Annotated in this window: 12 protein-coding genes; 4 read left to right on the top strand and 8 right to left on the bottom strand. The window is 65.2% G+C overall.

The genetic code is table 11. The features are described from left to right. Positions 1-62: 62 nt before the first annotated feature. The gene (locus tag ACU8YE_RS20805; protein WP_446929485.1) at positions 63-4,985 is read left to right on the top strand and encodes an NAD-glutamate dehydrogenase; all 4,923 of its coding nucleotides are present in this window, start codon (positions 63-65) and stop codon (positions 4,983-4,985) included. Here ACU8YE_RS20805 and ACU8YE_RS20800 read toward each other — a convergent pair whose 3' ends face one another. Continuing rightward, on the bottom strand, positions 4,986-6,263 hold the full coding sequence (locus ACU8YE_RS20800) for a phophatidylserine decarboxylase associated domain-containing protein (RefSeq protein WP_446929484.1): 1,278 nt from the start codon (positions 6,261-6,263) through the stop codon (positions 4,986-4,988). 83 nt (positions 6,264-6,346) lie between these two features. Between ACU8YE_RS20800 and ACU8YE_RS20795 the strand changes: the two genes are divergently transcribed. Genes ACU8YE_RS20795 through ACU8YE_RS20785 form a run of 3 tightly spaced genes read left to right on the top strand, consistent with a single transcriptional unit; the run spans position 6,347 to position 7,654 of the window. After that, positions 6,347-6,979 (top strand): UdgX family uracil-DNA binding protein, encoded by a 633-nt coding sequence (locus ACU8YE_RS20795; protein ID WP_322018029.1) that lies wholly within the window; start codon positions 6,347-6,349, stop codon positions 6,977-6,979. 60 nt (positions 6,980-7,039) lie between these two features. Next, a complete protein-coding gene (locus tag ACU8YE_RS20790) occupies positions 7,040-7,420 on the top strand; it encodes a hypothetical protein (protein ID WP_446929483.1) in 381 nt (126 codons plus the stop codon). Between the two features lie 39 nt (positions 7,421-7,459). After that, a complete protein-coding gene (locus ACU8YE_RS20785; protein WP_253540313.1) occupies positions 7,460-7,654 on the top strand; it encodes a hypothetical protein in 195 nt (64 codons plus the stop codon). 111 nt (positions 7,655-7,765) lie between these two features. Here ACU8YE_RS20785 and ACU8YE_RS20780 read toward each other — a convergent pair whose 3' ends face one another. The 7 genes from ACU8YE_RS20780 to ACU8YE_RS20750 form a co-directional block, all read right to left on the bottom strand. Next, positions 7,766-7,996, bottom strand: a complete 231-nt coding sequence (locus ACU8YE_RS20780) for a hypothetical protein (RefSeq protein ID WP_232038967.1) — start codon at positions 7,994-7,996, stop codon at positions 7,766-7,768. A gap of 381 nt (positions 7,997-8,377) precedes the next feature. Then, positions 8,378-9,394 carry a PgaD family protein gene (locus tag ACU8YE_RS20775; RefSeq protein ID WP_260803431.1) on the bottom strand — a complete coding sequence of 339 codons (1,017 nt, stop codon included), beginning with the start codon at positions 9,392-9,394 and terminating at the stop codon, positions 8,378-8,380. Further along, positions 9,391-10,674, bottom strand: a complete 1,284-nt coding sequence (gene pgaC / locus ACU8YE_RS20770) for a poly-beta-1,6-N-acetyl-D-glucosamine synthase (protein WP_232038965.1) — start codon at positions 10,672-10,674, stop codon at positions 9,391-9,393. The genes ACU8YE_RS20775 and pgaC overlap by 4 nt, the downstream gene beginning before the upstream one ends. 1 nt (position 10,675) lies before the next feature. Next, entirely contained in the window at positions 10,676-12,850 is a 2,175-nt protein-coding gene (gene pgaB, locus ACU8YE_RS20765; RefSeq protein WP_316879896.1) for a poly-beta-1,6-N-acetyl-D-glucosamine N-deacetylase PgaB, read from the bottom strand. A 50-nt stretch (positions 12,851-12,900) separates the two neighbouring features. Continuing rightward, positions 12,901-15,366, bottom strand: coding sequence for a poly-beta-1,6 N-acetyl-D-glucosamine export porin PgaA (gene pgaA / locus ACU8YE_RS20760; RefSeq protein WP_260803433.1), 2,466 nt, complete (start codon positions 15,364-15,366; stop codon positions 12,901-12,903). Between the two features lie 73 nt (positions 15,367-15,439). After that, positions 15,440-16,441, bottom strand: coding sequence for a LuxR C-terminal-related transcriptional regulator (locus tag ACU8YE_RS20755; protein ID WP_446929482.1), 1,002 nt, complete (start codon positions 16,439-16,441; stop codon positions 15,440-15,442). A gap of 588 nt (positions 16,442-17,029) precedes the next feature. Beyond that, on the bottom strand, positions 17,030-17,275 hold the full coding sequence (locus tag ACU8YE_RS20750; RefSeq protein WP_260803435.1) for a hypothetical protein: 246 nt from the start codon (positions 17,273-17,275) through the stop codon (positions 17,030-17,032). Positions 17,276-17,338: the final 63 nt, after the last annotated feature.

Genomic DNA, 17,338 nt, shown 5'->3' with positions numbered 1-17,338 from the left:
GCTGATTGCCAGCCATGGGCACGCGGCGTAGCATGAGGCAGCCCTTCTTCGGGAGCCGCCTCATGTCTGCCCAGCACGAAGACAAGGTCCGCCAGCACATGGCGGATGCAGTGGCCCTGGCGCGCGAACGTGCGCCCGATATTGCCGACCTGTTCGAGCCGTTCCTGCGGCATTACTACGGTCTGGCAGACCCCGAAGACGTGATCTCGCGCAGCGTTGCCGACCTCTACGGCGCGGCCATGGCGCACTGGCAACTGGGCCAGAAATTCGTGTCGGGGCAACCGCGCGTACGCGTCTACAACCCAAGCCTCGAACAGCACGGCTGGTACTGCGGCCACACGGTCGTTGAAATCGTCAACGACGACATGCCGTTCCTGTTCGACTCCGTGACCATGGAGATCAACCGGCAAGGGCTGGCGCTGCATTCCGCCTTCCACCCCGTCTACCGCGTACAGCGCGACGCAGCCGGCATGCGCGTAGCGGTTTCGGCGGGCGGCGGCGTCCAGCGCCCGGCGGCCCTTGCGGGCGACATGCCCGATACGCCCGCCGATGCCGACAGGGAAACCCACGGCGTTGCCCGCTTCGAATCAACCATCCACATCGAAGTCGATCGGTTCTCCGAGCCCGAACGCCTACAGGCATTGCACGACGGCCTGATGCGAGTGTTGGGCGACGTGCGCGCCACGGTGGAAGACTGGAAGCCGATGCAGGCCGCAGCCCACGCCGCCATCGACGCACTGGCCGTACGCGCCGCACAGCCCTCCACCGGTGACGTGGAACGCGCCGAGATAACCGAAACACAGGCCTTCCTCAGCTGGATGCTCGAGCGGCATTTCACCTTCCTTGGCTATCGTGATTACGAACTGATCACGCAAGACGACGGCCATTATCTGCGCGGTATACCCGGCACCGGCCTGGGCGTGCTGCGTGAAGCGCTGCGCGACACCTCCACGCCGGACACGACGCGCCTGGCACCGGGCGCGGCCAAGTTCATCGACGCCCCCGAGCCCATCTTCCTCACCAAGGCCAATTCGCGCGCCACTGTGCACCGACCCGGATATCTCGACTACGTCGGCATCAAGCTGTTCGACGCCGAGGGCCGCGTCTGTGGGCAGCGGCGCTTTCTGGGGATGTACACGTCGAACGTCTACATGGTGCCGGCCGAAGACATTCCGCTGGTGCGCCGCAAGGTGGCTGACGTGATCCGGCGCACAGGCTTCCTTCCCGACGGGCATCTGGCCAAGACGCTGGTCACGATCCTGGAGCAATACCCGCGCGATGAGCTCTTCCAGATGGATGCCGAAGCGCTGCACGACATCGCACTCGGCATCCTGCGGTTGCAGGAGCGCCAGCGCACGCGCCTGTTCGTGCGCCGTGATCCGTTTGACCGTTTCGTGTCGTGCCTCGTGTTCGTGCCGCGCGAAAAATTCAACACCGACCTGCGCGTGCGCATCCAGAGCCTGCTGCAGGCCGCGTATCACGGCACCGCCGTGGAGTTCACGCCACAGTTGTCGGAATCAATGCTCGCGCGCATCCATATCACCGTGCGCACGCAGCCGGGCAATGTGCCAGACGTGGACGTTGCCGAACTCGAAGACCGCATCGTGCAAGCGGCGCGGCGCTGGCAGGACGACCTGGCCGACGCGCTGCTCGAACGCGGCGGCGAAGAGCGCGGCAACCGTCTGCTGCGCCGCTATGCGGGCGCCTTTCCGGCGGGTTTTCGCGAGGACTACGCCGCCCGCCTTGCCGTGCGCGACATCGAACTGATGGAGCCGCTGCTCGCCGCAAACGCCGCGGACAACGTGCTGACCATGCAGCTCTACCGGCCGCTCGAAGCGCCGCCCGGGGCGCTGCGTTTCAAGATCTACCGCGCGGGGCAGCCGACATCGCTGTCGCACAGCCTGCCGATGCTTGAACACCTGGGCGTGCGCGTCAACGAAGAGCGCCCCTACTGCATCGAACCCGCAGATGCCGCCCCCATCTGGATGCACGACTTCGGCATGGAGACCATCGACGGCAGCGAGGTCGATCTGGACGAAGCCCGTGCGCGCTTTGAAGACGCCTTCGCGCGCATCTGGAGCGGCGAGCTGGAGAACGACGATCTCAACCGCCTCGTGCTGCAGGCTGGCCTGACCTGGCGCGAGGTGCGCATCCTGCGTGCGTATGCGCGCTACATCCGCCAGATCGGTTCGACCTTCAGCAACACGTATATGGAGAGCGCGCTGAACGGCAACCCGTCGATTGCGCGGGCGCTGGTGCGGCTGTTCCTGGTGCGATTCGACCCCGCCCTTGCCGAGGCCGAGCGTTCGCGCGCAAGCGAAACGCTGCGCAAGCAGATCGACGAGGCGCTCGAAGACGTGCCCAACCTGGATGAAGACCGCATCCTGCGGCAGTTCCTGGGTGTGGTGGAAGCCACACTTCGCACGAACTATTTCCAGAGCCTGCCGGATGCCGGGCAGGAGCAGCCCAAGCCCTATCTGTCGTTCAAGTTCGACCCGGCGCGCGTGCCCGGCCTGCCCGAACCCAAGCCGATGTTCGAGATCTGGGTGTATTCGCCGCGCGTGGAGGGCGTACACCTGCGCGGCGGCAAGGTTGCGCGGGGGGGCTTGCGCTGGTCTGACCGGCGCGAGGATTTCCGTACCGAGGTGCTGGGCCTGGTCAAGGCGCAGATGGTCAAGAACACGGTCATCGTCCCGGTGGGCTCCAAGGGCGGCTTTGTCGTCAAGCAACCGCCACCGGCCAGCGACCGCGATGCGTACCTGGCCGAAGGCGTGGCGTGCTACCAGACCTTCCTTCGCGGGCTGCTCGACCTGACCGATAACTACGTCGACGGCCGCGTCGTGCCGCCCCCCGATGTCGTGCGCTATGACGAAGACGACCCCTACCTAGTCGTTGCCGCCGACAAGGGCACGGCCACATTCTCTGACTACGCCAACGCCATCTCGGCCGAATACGGCTTCTGGCTGGGCGATGCATTCGCCTCCGGCGGCTCGGTGGGCTACGACCACAAGAAGATGGCCATCACCGCGCGCGGCGCATGGGAATCGGTCAAGCGGCACTTCAGCGAGATGGGCGTCGATACGCAAACGCAGGATTTCACCGTTGTGGGCGTGGGCGACATGTCAGGCGATGTGTTCGGCAACGGCATGCTGCTCTCGCGCCATATTCGCCTGCTGGCGGCGTTCGACCATCGGCACATCTTTCTTGACCCGTCGCCCGATGCGGCCGCGAGCTTTGCAGAGCGCGAGCGCCTGTTCAACCTGCCGCGTTCAAGCTGGGCCGATTACGACCGGGCGCTGATCAGCCCTGGCGGCGGCATCTTCCCGCGCACGGTCAAGTCGATCCCGCTCACGCCAGAGGTGCGCGCCATGCTTGATGTGACGGCCACCGAGATGGCGCCAAACGACCTGCTGCACGCCATCCTCAAGGCGCCCGCCGATCTGCTCTACAACGGCGGCATCGGCACCTACATCAAGGCCAGTACCGAAACGCATGCCCAGGTGGGCGACCGCGCCAACGACGGCCTGCGCGTGAACGGCGCAGAGCTGCGCTGCAAGGTCGTGGCCGAGGGTGGCAACCTGGGCTGCACGCAGCTCGGCCGCATCGAATACGCGCAGCATGGCGGACGCATCAACACCGATGCCATCGACAACTCCGCCGGCGTGGATTGCTCCGACCACGAGGTCAACATCAAGATCCTGCTGGGGCTGGTCGTGGCCGACGGCGAGATGACGCTCAAGCAGCGCAACACGCTGCTGGCCGAGATGACTGACGAGGTGGGCGAACTGGTGCTGCGCGACAACTACTTCCAGACGCAGGCGCTGTCACTGGCGCGCACGCGCACGGCGTTGTGGCTCGACCCAGAGGCGCGGCTGATGCGTTATCTGGAACGTGGCGGGCGCCTGAACCGCGCGATCGAATTCCTGCCCGCCGATGAAGAGATCGACGCCCGCCGGGCAAGTGGCGGCGGCCTGACCACGCCCGAACGCGCCGTGCTGATGGCCTACAGCAAGATGTGGCTGTACGACGTGCTGCTCGGTAGCGATCTGCCCGACCAGCCTTTCGTGGCCGACGGTCTGCCGGCGTATTTCCCGCAGCCGCTGCACACGCGTTGCGCGACCTCGATCCCGCGGCACACGCTGCGTCGCGAGATTCTGGCGACGATGCACGCCAACGCGCTCGTCAACCGTGCCGGCGTGACCTTCGTGCACCGGATGGCCGAAGAAACCGGCGCAGAACCGATTGCCGTGGTGTGGGCCAGCCTCGTCGCGCGCGCGGTCTACCGGCTCGACGCGCTCTGGCAACAGGTCGATGCCCTGGATGCGCAGGTGCCGCACGAAACGCAAACCGCCTTGTTCACAGCGCTCGCGCAGTTGCATGAGCGCGCGACCCTGTGGTTCCTGCGGCGGCGCGTGGGGAATGTGCCGGCAGCGGTCGAGCACTTCCGGTCTGCGGTGGATGCGCTCGCACCCGAGATTGACGCGCTGCAACCCGAGGAATCTGCGCAAGCCGCCGCTCAGCAGCGGCAGGTCTTTACCGAAGCCGGTGTGCCGGAAGGACTGGCGCGCGTGGCAACTGGCGTGCCGGCGCGTGTGTCGTTGCTCGACATTGCGGAGGTCGCTACGGCCAGCGGCTGCGATGCGCGGCTCGCCGCACGCGTGTACTTTGCCCTCGACCAGCCACTGGGTTACGGGTGGCTGCAAGGCGGCATTCTCGGCCTGCCCACACAAACGCATTGGCAGATGCTGGCGCGCGCGACGCTGCTCGAAGAACTGGGGCAATTGCGGCGTCGGCTCACGCAGTCGGTGTTGCAAAATGCAGCCCCTGGCGCGAGCGCGGAAGCCCTCATCGACACATGGCGCGGTACGCGACAGGAAGCGCTGGCGCGCTACAACCGCGTGATTGCCGATCAGGTCGCTGCTGGCTCGGCCGATCTGGCGATGCTGTCGGTGGGCCTCAACGCGCTGGCCGAGGTCGACGCTTGATCAACGCCGCTCTCTGGCGCGCGCCAGTGCGGCGTTGACGCGCACTGGCGGCGTATCGTGCGAGAACGGCGGCTGCACGACGAAGGCATCCACCACGCCTGGCTGAAAGAACATGCAGTACGTCGAGCCTCCGTACTGGAAGTAGCCAAGCTCCTCGCCCTTGCAAACGTGCTGGCCCGGTGTCACGTCGACCATGCACGAAGACACCTCTGCCATGCCGATGAACACGCAACCCACGGTGCCCACGGCAGGATCGTCGCAAGCAATGGTGATGACCGCGCGTGCGGCCATGGCTGCGCTGTAGCCTTGCGAATCGTTCAGCCCTTCCGGGTCAGCGCCTTCCGATTCCACGCACGAGTAGTACGTGCCATCTACGTGAAAGGTATCGCCGATGGTGCCGGCGACGGGCGCATGCCAGCGGTGGTAGTTGTAGGCACTCAGGAAGGCCTGGTAGACACTGCCGCCCGAAAACAGCTCGGCGAGGTGTGCCTTGCCCGGTCCGAAGATGTCGCGCAATGAATAGGGCTGCGCCTTGATCCAGAACGCATCTTCATCGCGCGCATCGTGGCTGATGTTGTAGGGGGCGGCCTCGCAAGCGCTGACGATCAACTTGTTGTCGTCCTCGCCTGCGACGGGTCGCATGCCGGCACGAAAGCGGCGCGTAAAGAAGTCATTCCAAGAGGTAAAGCCCCAGTACGGTTGCGACGGATCGCACAAGAACTGCTCCATGCCGATACGCCGTGTCGCCTCGGGGCTGAACCAGCCGTCGGGCTCGCGCGAGTTCAGATAGGCACGCGAATGCGGGCCGCTGAGAAATGCGCTCCAGCCATTGAGCACGGCCTCGAGCGCATCGTTGAAGCGGCGGTCACGAAACAGCGCGTAGCCCGATGGCATGCACATCGGCCAATCGAGCAATGCATTGAGCGGACAGACCACCAGCGCCTTCTCGCTAAAACGCGGCGCGCACGTGACGACATGGTCGATGGCGAGCAGCAATTCTGCGCTGTCCTGGTAGCCGAGTTCGTATCCGCGCTCCTTCGCTTCGTCGATGGCGCGCGCGAGGTGCATGCGCAATGCCGGCTCGCCATCAATGAGATTGGCGAGCGCACGCACGGCAGCCACTGAGGGTGTCTTTGACGGACGAGACAGCGCTTGCGCAACCAGCTCGGCGCGAAACGCCGCAAGTTGTGCCTCGCCTTCCGGCAGCCAGTTGCCGAGCCGGCGCCGCCGGTCCAACGGAACATTCGGTGCAGCTTCCAAAGTGGTCTCCTCGTCCATGCGGGAGGCCAAGCAACGTGCGTTCCACATGGGCGCAGTGGCATTCGGGTTGCTTTGTCGTTGCTGTTCTCATTTGCCTGCCCATGAAGAAGCCCCCTCCCGCCTCCCCGCCCGCCAGCAACGAGACCGACCCCGACCAACAGCCGGACTCGCTCGACGCGTGCCGCCGTTGCGATCTATGGCGGCATGCCACGCAGGCCGTACCGGGGGAGGGCAAGCGGCGCGCCCGCATCATGCTCGTTGGCGAGCAGCCCGGTGACGGCGAAGACCTGGCCGGCAAGCCGTTTGTGGGCCCTGCCGGGAAACTGCTCGACCGCGCGCTGGAAGACGCCGGCATCCCGCGGGACGAGGTGTTCATCACCAACGCGGTCAAGCACTTCAAATGGGAACTGCGCGGCAAGCGGCGTCTGCACAAGACGCCTGGCCAGCGCGAGGTGCAAGCCTGCATGTACTGGCTGGAGCGCGAGCTGCAGCAGGAAGCGCCGGCGGTGGTGGTGGCGTTGGGTGCGACTGCGTTGAAGGCGTTGCTCGACGATGCGCATGCGCGCCTGCAAGAGCATTTCAATCAGCCGCTGCGCCATGAAGGCCGTACGGTGTTGGCGACATGGCACCCGTCATATGCGCTGCGCGCGCCAGAGCAGGCGGCGCGTGAGAGCGCCTATCTCGACATCGTGACCGCACTCAAACATGCGCGGCGGCTTGCTGCCGGCAAGTAGCTGCGCGGGCGCGCGAGTTGCGTCGGTGGAACCGACACGGACACTTCACCGGAGCAGATGATGATTCGCACGCAATATCCCACACGCACGTTCTGCGCAGCGGCAGCACTGTTCGTTGCCCTGGGCAGCGGCAACGCGTTCGCGCAAGCAACAGGTGCACAGTCCGGCAGCAGCGACAACGCACCCGCGGCCAACGCAAACAGCACGACCGCAACGGGCACCACAAGCCGCACCGATCGCCCAACCGGGCGTGACGCCACGCGCAACCGGACTCGTACCGACAGGGCCAATCCTTCCGGCGAGTACGTGCCGCGAACGGGTTCCAGCTCGCATCAGGACAAAAACGGCAACGTGGTCAAGGACAGATCAACCGGCGGCAGCCCGCACGGTCGCGAGCGTCCGCCCGCGACCCCGCCGAACATTCCGGCCACGCACCCTTGAAGCAACACATACCGACTCGCGCGCATTCAGGAGCACCTCATGAACAACGAAAACCCCATCCCTGGCACGCCTCCAGCGCCCGTCGCACCTGGCGACGAAGCGGCGCCCGGGGCACCCAGCAGCGGCGAGGCGGTCTGCCCTGTGTGCAACGGCACCGGTCAGCGCGACGATGGCAGCCCCTGCCCCATGTGCGAGGGCAGCGGCAAGATCATTCAAGGGATTGGTGGAGGCTGATGCGCCCCGCGTTCCGCGCTAGCCGCCGGGCGGGGACATCGCAGACACGTCACTCGCCCCTGCACTCAGGCCCAGGCAACGACTGGCTGCATGCAATGAAGAAAGGTGCGCTCAGTGGGACACGGCCATCGAACGGCGGCCGTTGGTGCGAACGTGGCCGGAAGCCTTGAGCAGGACGTAGCCCTGGAGGGTTACCCGGGCATAGCAGTGATCGGGGCCACGGCGCTCCAGCGTAACGAGCTGTCGCTCGATGAGCGCTTCGACATCGGCGCGATCCAGGTCGTCGGATTCAGCGCCGTCGTTGACGAGAAGCAAAACGGCAAATTCATGGGGACTCAGCACAGTTGTCTCCAGCTTGTCTATTGGTCACGGCATGCGACGCGTGACTGGGGTGGGCTTGGTTTTCACTGACACCATGAGCACTGCAAGAGCCGCCAAGACCACCGGGAGAGAGCAGCTGGGCTTGCAGGAGAAGCCAGCATAGGCACGCGCGCAGCCGCATTCAAGAGTGCAAATCGGTGCGTCGCCCACTGGAGGCATGTCACCCAATGGTCGATGATGGGGCACCAACCGTTTGCCGTGCAGTACAGCGCACGGGCGGTAACGATTGCGCAGTGCAGGGAACGCCGCCCTCCTCCGTTTGCGCTAAGTCAATTGCACAAAAGAATGCGCCCCGGTGACTCGCATCACCGGGGCGCTGCACGCTGCGCTGGAGCGTTGACCTTACACGTCGTCGGCGACGATGTTGGCGCGTCGGCCAAAGCCGTGCAGCGGGTCAATGCGTTCGACGCGTTGGAGTCGCGCGTAAGGATCGTCCAGTTGTGCATGCGCACCAAATGCATGCAGCGCGCGATGGCGTTCTGTGGCTCGGTCCGCTGCGTGCACTGCAGCACGGCCGTGCACCACTGCGGTCACGCTGCCGTAATGGCGGGCCATGCCGGGCCGCATCGCGTACGTCTGCACAGGGGACGCAGCCGATTCGGGCGCTTGCGGCTCGACCCAATCGTTGCGGCCCAGACGCCCTCGGTAGCCGAAGCGATGGAAGCCCGAGGCCTCGGCTGTCACGGCATCCACGGCCTTCACCACGTCGCGCGGTTGTTGTGCAGGTGCATCAACGCGCGCCAGCGAAGGCTCTTCCCGATCGAGGTTCTCCAGCACGATCGCCTCGCTGACGGGGCGGGCGCCCAGTACCGGCTCTTCCGGGTCGTATTCCGGGCTGCGGGTGAAGGGTGTGGGCGGCGTGGCGGTGCCGGCAGGTGCAGGGCGGCCCGCCCACTCCTGCCATGAGCGCACATGGGTGATATCGCCGTCGTCGTCGTGATCGACCACCAGCAGGCGCGTGTTGCGCGGACGCTGCCACGCGGGCTGCTGCGCATGCAACGCCCCGCGCGACGCGCGAGCGGCGGCCCCGGCGGATGGAGCCGGCATTGCCGGCGCACGCACGAGCCTGCGGCGAATGGCACGGTCCAGCCGCGACAGAACCATCCACACCACGAGCACCCCACCCATGCCGGCGATGATGTTGCCGTACATGCGCAGTTGCTCGAATGGCAGGCCGCTGGGGCCCACACTGCTGATGGAGTAGCCCACGTACAGGCCCAGCAGGCCCCAGATCGAGATCACGAGCACCGGACGGAAGATGCGGAACCACAGCACATGGTGCAAGGTCCCGACGACACCCTTGTCCGAGAACGACTGTCGGATCGAGTTTCGCGAAACATCAATGACGAGCATGGTCATGGCGAATTCCCCTGTTGTTGTTGGATGCCCCGGTCGGGGCTCGTCCAGCGGGCACGGGCACGGGTACGCTGGAAGGCGACGGCCGGAAAGCCGACCACCGTGGTGACAAGGTTCAGGATCCAGAACGCAACCGGATACCAGACGGTGTCGATGAAGTAGCGCAGGATGTTGTCGTCGTAGCGGCGATCGATAAAGCAGCCGATCAGCAACTGCAGCACGCAGGTGATGAAGAGCAGCGTGCCGTGCCAGCGCGGGAGTGCTTCCATGCGCCATTCGGGAGGCAACTCGACGAAGAAGCCGACCATCGACCACGTGATGACGATCAGCATGTTGTACGCCCACACCACCGACAGTGCGTACTCGAAGAAGATCGGCCACATCATCGATTGCCGCAGGCTCGCCATGGCCGGCGCGTACTTGATGAGCGCCTGGATGCCGCCCTTGGCCCATCGCAGGCGCTGCTTGTACAGGCCGCGGAAGGTCTCGGGCATCAGGATCCACGACAGCGCGCGCGGCTCGTAGCGGATCATCCAGCCGCCCACCTGCAGCTTCCAGCTGATGTCGATGTCCTCGGTGAGCATGTCATTGCTCCAGTAGCCGACATCCTCGATGGCGTGCTTGCGGAACATCACGACCACGCCCGACACCGTCAGCAGCCGGCCATAGACCTGCTGCGTGCGCTTGATGAGCCCCACGATCGACGAGAACTCGCCCACCTGCATGCGCCCCAGCAGGGTGGAACGCGTGCGGATGCGCGGGTTGCCCGTCACCGCGCCAATGGTCGGGTTCTCCATCAGGTGGCGAATCATCCAGGCAATGGCATCCACGTCCAGGATCGAATCGCCATCGATGCACATCAGGTATTCGGCGTCTGTCACCTGCGCGGCGGTGGTGAGGCCAATTGCCTTGCCCTGGTTCGACGACTGGTGGATCACCACCAGCTGCGGGTATTCCGCAGCCAGTTCGTTCAGGCGTTCACCGGTGCGGTCGGAGCTGCCGTCGTTCACGGCGATGATGTCGTAGTTCGGATACCGCATGCGTGCGAGGTGGCTGATCACCTCGCGCACATTGGCCTCTTCGTTGTAGCAAGGCACGATGATCGACACCTTGGGGTAGCTCTTCACCCCAAGGAGTGCCAGCGGATGCCGCACATTCTGCGTGCCGCGCTCGAGCAGGAAGTAGTGCAGCAACCCGCCGATCATCCAGAAATACGACATGAAGAACGGGTAGTAGAAGACAAAGCCAGAGATCCAGCGCTTGGCGGTGAGTGCGTCCACCATCTCAGCCTCCCGCCTTGTTCGCGTGGGACGGCGCTGCCGCTTCGGTGGTCGCGGGCTTCTTGTCTGCACCCGCGGCGTTGCCATTGGGCGACGGGCTCTGCGGTGCGGCGCTGCTCTCGAGCTTCTCAACGCTGGCCTTATTGCCGCCGGGCGGCTTGCGCGTCTCGATATACGTCTTGAGCGACATCACATCGCGCAGCACCTCGGTATCGGGCCGGCCGGCAATGAAGTCATCCGGGTAGTAGCCATAGTTGAGAGCCCCTGCCGAGCGCAGTGCGCGCATCTGGTCACGCAACTCGGTCGTGGGGATCGGTTTGTCCTGATTGCGCCAGTCCACCGCCTGCAGCTCGAAGATGGTCTTCTTCAGGCCATCCTTGTGCTTGGCCACGGCGGCGGTCAGCTTCTTCATCCAATCCTTCGGGTCCTTGGCTTCTTCCATGTACGGCATGGCTTCGAGCGCAACGTAGTCGTACGCCTCCAGGAAGTCGTCATAGTTCTGCGCCGTCCAGGTTTCAGCCTTCGGATCGAGCACCGGCCCCGAAAAGATATTGCGCGCGGTCAGCATGTCGCGGCCGTTCTGATAGCCCTGCGCCACCGCGATCAGCTCTTTCGAGAACGAGATCAACGCAGCGGTCTTGGCGCGCGACCACTTCTGCATCAGCTCGGGCGACTGGCGGATCTTGTTGATATCGCCGGGCAGGCCCATGGCCTCGTAGGCCTTGAGCGCGGCGGGGCTGGCATCTTCGTAGTCGTCGAGCACGCCGTCGTCGTGGAACAGCACGCCGTCGATGATCGAGTTCTTGGCCAGGTCCTCATAGATGTCCCGAATCATCTGGCGCGCCTGCGGATCGAACGGCGACAGGCGCGGCGGCTTGACGGTGCCCGGCTTCTGCGGCGCGCCCGGCAGCGACTGCACCAAGTGCGTGGCCGCCGGATTGTTGGCCGGCAGCTTGTACGACAGCATCGGCAGCCACGCGTATACCTCTACCTTTGCACGCGTCTTCAACTGCCACGACACGCGCGAGAACAGGTCTGCACGCATCGGCATGTGCCTGTTCGGGAAGTACACGGCGTCCACTGCGCCGTTGCCCTTCGGGTCGGCGAAAGCCTGCAGATACACCACACGCGGCGCGAGGTCCTTGATGCGGTCGATCAGCTTGCCGAGGTTGGCTTCCTGCTGCTTCGGGTCCGGGTCGTAGATGTAATCCATGTCGACCTGAACCACGCGCTGCACGGGGTTGATCTCACCGTGGTGCGTCACAGGCTCGCGCAGCGAACGCTCCAGATCACCGGTGTCGGTGTCGTAGCCCATCAGGCTGCGGCGGATGGCGGTGAGCGGCACGTCCGGCGTGTTCGGACCCGGCTCCAGCGTCAGCATGTACTTCAGGCCCACGTTGGCGGCTTCCTGGTCGAGCATCTGGTTGTGGGCGCCATACGGCCACACCACCGTCTGCACCTTGGTGCCCACGTTCTTCTGGATCAGGTCGATGCTGCGCTGCAGGTCGTCATGCACGCGCTTGCGGTACTCGTCGTCGGTTTCATAACGGCCCAGATTGCGCAGATATTCGTGCGTGGTAGCCGCCGGCATCTCGTTGCCCTGCGGGTTGCCCAGCGCACCGTGGTGCATGTCCGCCGTGTGGGTGGCGAACTCGGCCAGCCCCGAGGCCTGCATCTCGCGGATCTGGTTCCAGTTCATGAAAAAGTCACGTGGCACGATCTGCTTGTCCGACAGCTTGATCTTCGCGCCCGCAGGTGCGTTGGTCCACTCCGTGACCAGCCCGAACACGGCGGGGAACCGGAACTGCTTGAGCAGCGGGAAGACCTTCGTGTAGTGGCTTTCATAGCCGTCGTCGAACGTCAGCAGGATCGGGCGCTTGGGCAGCGGCTTGCCGCCGTGGCGCGCGGCGTCGATCTGCGCGAGCGTGACCGGGTGGTAGCCGTTGGCCTGGATCCAGCTGAACATGTTCGTCAGCATCTTGGTATCGACGGCAAACCCATCGGGCAGCTTCTCGAAACTGGCACGCAGGTTGTCGCGGATGTCGTGAAAGCACAGCACGCGGAACGTCTTGCCGTCGTCCGGATCGGGCTTGGGCAGGAAGTCCACCTGAACGGCGGCGGCCGGTCGAACGGCGGCAAGGAAAGCCAACGTCAGGGCCAGCGCCAGTCTCGGTGCCATCCAGGCGAAGAATCGTCGCAATGACGGTTGTCGGAGAGCTTGCATGGGCATCACAGCGGAATGTTGAGGTTCAGGTACAGGAACTTGCGGTTCTCGGGCTGGCCGTCGTAACGATGGCGACCAAAGCCGATGCCGTAGGACACCTGCGTCTTGCGATTGATTTGCCACACGTGCTCCAGCCGCGCTTCGACCATCGGGCTGCTGCCGAACGACTGCTGGTTGTACATGCCACCGGTCAGGTACACGCGCTGCGTGAACGACTTGTCGGCGTAGCGCCAGGGCGTCCACGACCAGATGGCCGTGGCCTGGCCGCTGTAGTCGCGCGACGGGCTGAAGTAGTTCAGCCCCGTCATCGTGTTGCGGCTGGTATCGGCCCCGAACAACACGCCGATGGTGTGCCGCGGCGAGGTGAACACCTGCTGGTAGAAGTTGGCTGCCACGCGCTGGCGCAGGTTGTCGTCGGTGTAGCGCGACACGCCGTACGTGAGCGATGCGTAGCGCGTTTCGTCCCAGGTGTAGCGAACGTTGCCGCTGACGCTCTTGCCGGTCACGCCGACCTGGTACGCCTTGTAGGGCACTTCCAGGTCATCGTTGGTGACCATGCCCGACACCTTCCAGTGGTCACTGGGTATCCACGTGGCATCCAGGGTGCCGCCGGTCTTGCCAGCCGCGCCGACAGACTGGTGCACCTCGCCGTTCACCTCGACGCCGGTGTCGAACCACTGCAGGCCCGCGCCGTTGCGCACGCGGCTCTCCGATGCGCCGTCAAACTGCGCACGGCCCGCAAAGTTGTGGAAGAACAGCCGATAGTGGTCTGCAAACGGCCCGCTGTATGCCTTGGTGTCGATACCGTACTCGTTGTTGGCGAACGCCGAATTGCCCTTGTCCGCCGTCGACTGGATGATGAGCTGCGGGCTCTGATAGACGTCCAGATCCTTGCGCAGCGCACGCACCGAGCCATTCTCCGGAAAGCGTTCGTCCAGCCCGTTGGCGACGTTCTTGGCGGTCTTCAGATCGTCCACCGCCAGCGACGCGCGGCCATAGCCGGCCACCACGCTCAGGTCATCCGGGTGCTCTGCAAGCGCCGTCTTGTACATGTCGCGCGAGCGATACGGCTCGGTCTGCACCATCGCGCCGTCGGCACGTGCGCTGACAAGCGAGGCGGCGAACGGCGCTTCGTGCCGCCACTTGTCCAGCTCGGCAATGCCCTGGTGCGTGCGGCCCGTCAGGATCAGGTACTGCGCTTCCAGACGCTTGATGCGCGAGTAATCGGGATTGGGCGTACCGGCTTCCGGCGCCAGGCGCACGTATTCCGGGTTGTCGGCCTTCATCTTGTCGAGCAGCGCGCGAGCCTCTTCAAAGCGGCCGGTGTCGAGCATGGCGTAGAACAGGCCTTCCTGAACGTCGCCCGTTTCGATCTCGCCGGGGCTCGCATCCTTGAGCGCGCGGGCGTAGGCGTCGGCGGCCTTGTCCGGCGTATCGAGATACGCATAGGCATCGCCCGCGGCCACACGTGTGTAGGCCGGCACCTTGCCCGTCTGCGACATGGCTTCGTAGCGCTTGACGGCGTCTTTCATGCGCCCGCGCGAAGCCAGTGCCACCACTTCATCGGCCACGATCTGCTGGCGGAACTCTGCGTTTTCCGGCGTGTCGGGCACCTTCTTGAGCAGCGCCTCGATTTCGGCCACCGCCTGATCGATGATGACGAAGCGCTCCGGCCCGTTGATGACCTTCAACTGCTGACGCCCCCAGCGGATGCGCTGCGCGGCGGCGGCATGGTCGACGTGCCACGATTCGCTTTCCTTGAACCAGTCCGGATGCTGGCGCAGGTTTTCTTGCGCAAGCGTGGCCGCGCCCTCGCGCGACTCCCGCATGACCTCATCGTGGAACGCCTGACGATCGGTCGGCATCGCGCCTACGGGCGCGTTGTCGGGCGCATTGCCAGCGGCATGGGTGGCCGCCGCATTGGCCGCTTCCGGCGACACCTGCAGCGGTTCGAGCGCGCCGGGCCCTTGAGCGCTCGGGCCTGAAGGCATGGCCGGCGCCTGTGCAGACGTATCCGGTGCAGGCGTGCCCGGCGGCAGGATCACCGTGGGTGACGGCGATGCGGGCCGAGGTGCGGGCGGCGCTGCCTCAACAGCAGGCATTGGCGAGGCGGCGGCCGGTGCGGTTGCCGCGGGCGATGTCTTGACGGACGAGTCTGCCGGCGGCACCGCCTGTTGCGCAACGAGCAGCGTGTTGGCCGGAGACGCCGGCACGTCGTCACCTCCGGCGATGACGGTCGTGGATGCAAACGTGGCCGGGCCCTTGGCGGCGGCGTCGGTCAGTTGCGAATCGATCAAGCGGCGCGTGGCCGCGTTGGAAGCATCGTCGGTCGCGGCGTGCGCGATCATCGGCACCGTGCCGACCACCACAACGGTGGCAGCAGCAATAGCGCAGCGGCGGGGATGCCATGCCGCGGCCGCGCTGGTGCGCTCGGCCGGCAGGCTCCAGGAGAGTGGCTCGTGGGTTGTCATTGTTGTCATGTCCAGTGGGCGGCGCGTGCGGGCGCACGCCATCCGCATTGCATGAAGGGCTGCCGGGGCTGAGTCAGCCGAGGCGGGCCGTACCGTTGGCGGCGCGCACCGGGGCGCGCATCGGCTTGGCAGGCGTCACGCCCCCAAAGGCTCGCGTCATGGCAGCCCAGCGCGATTCGGCGCCCAGTTCAGCGCCCGATGCGGTCACCGACGTGGTGGTCCGTTCGGACGCCCCCGGCTGGGGGGAGGAAGACGCCATCACCGCATCTCGGGCCGGTACGCCGGCCTGGAGCGGAGTCGATGTGCGTGCAGCGGTTTGCACGAACACGTCTGCGTCTTGCGCATCTCCAGACACCTGGACCGATGTCTGTGCGGATGTAGCGTTGGTCGTGGCGGCAGCCCCGCCCTGCAGTTCCAGCGGAATACCCAAGCGCATGGCGGCATACACCGCTTCGCTCTTGTTGCGCACGTTCAGGCGTCGATACAGCGTGCACGCATGCGTCTTGACGGTGGCTTCCGAGATGCCCAGGAGACGCCCAACGCCCTTGACGGAGTGCCCGCGCGAGAGCAGCACCAGCACTTCGTACTGCCGTAGCGACACATTCAGCCGCTGCGCCGCTTCGGACGCATCCAGCGAGAGCATCGGCATGGCTGCATCGGCTGCACGCGGTATCAGGGCCGGATACGACTGGCCGCCGGCCAGCACAAGCCGCAGCGTGGCCAGCAAGACTTCCGGCGATTGCGATTTGGCGCAGTAGGCATCGACACCGCACGTCATGGCAGCGTGCGCTTCTTCAGCAGACAGGCTGGCGGCCAGCAGCACCACGCGGCTGGCCTCGCTGGCGTCCATCGCTTCGCGCAATTGGGCAGCGAATTGACCAGCGTTGAACGGGCCCTCGGCCTCGTCCAGCCCGATGACGAGCAGATCAGCTCGCTCATCGAACGCGTGCAGTTCGCCAGGGATGCCCGCAGGCAATGCCGGGGCGACGACCTCCAGGCCGAGGGTGGGATGCGCCAGCAACTGCGCAAGTCCGGCCCGTAGCAAGGGATGATTCTCCAGCAGGACTGCTTTCATGGTTTCCTCGTTTTCTTGTGAAGCGATTCCGGTCAGGCGCGCACAAGCCAGCCGCTGCGGGCGAGCACGCATATGACCGTCGAAACCCCGGGACCGTCCGAGAGAAAGCGCCCTGCCGCCAGCGATGCGCCGGCTCTGGAGAAGCGAAGTGCGAATGCCGTGGGGACCGTGGGGCCGTGGGGACCAATCCGGTTCCGGATCCGCTTATGGGAAAAACCTGTTCTGCAGGTGGCGGAATTGCCTTGCACATGCAGAGTGACCGCACGACATAGAGCAAGCATCGGGCCACCTCCGTGCAGCGCAACATCTGCTTACACTTGCGGCACAAATGATGACGTGCAGAAGGCGGGCGAAACCCGCTGTGGCAAAGGATTGGCGGGCCGCGGCACCGGTTGGTGCGATGCCGCAAATTCACTTCATTTCTGTAACGATTCAGTTACGAATTCGCGACGTGTGACGACCGGCCCGATCATGCCGCCGGTTGTCCACTGAACGTTTTTACAACCTGTTTTAAAACTTACCGAGCGAGCGCGGCAGACGCCACATCACAGGCATGCCCGCGGTGGATAGATGACCGATGCGCCCCCTTCAGGGCTTATGGCGCATGGCAAAGAGGAAGAGGCTGTCGATGGCGCCCACCATGAAGATGATGCCCGCAGCCGTATGCAGCATCCAGGCACCGTCGGAAAAGGGCAGTTGGATCGACGTGTGTGGAATGGCCGCCACCGCGCCCGCGGCCACCGACATGCGCAACACCGGCACCCACCAGGTGCGCTTGGCGGGCTGCGGATCGTCGCGATGGCGCGGCGCGGGGTCGGGTGTCGAACAAGACATGCGGCAGGGACGAGAAGTGATGGCCATGCTGCATTGTTGAACACAACCGATCGAAGCGAAACA

Source organism: Ralstonia sp. VS2407 (assembly GCF_052950655.1).
The sequence above is the reverse complement of the archived record's forward strand: the minus strand, read 5'-3'. Positions and strand labels throughout refer to the sequence as shown.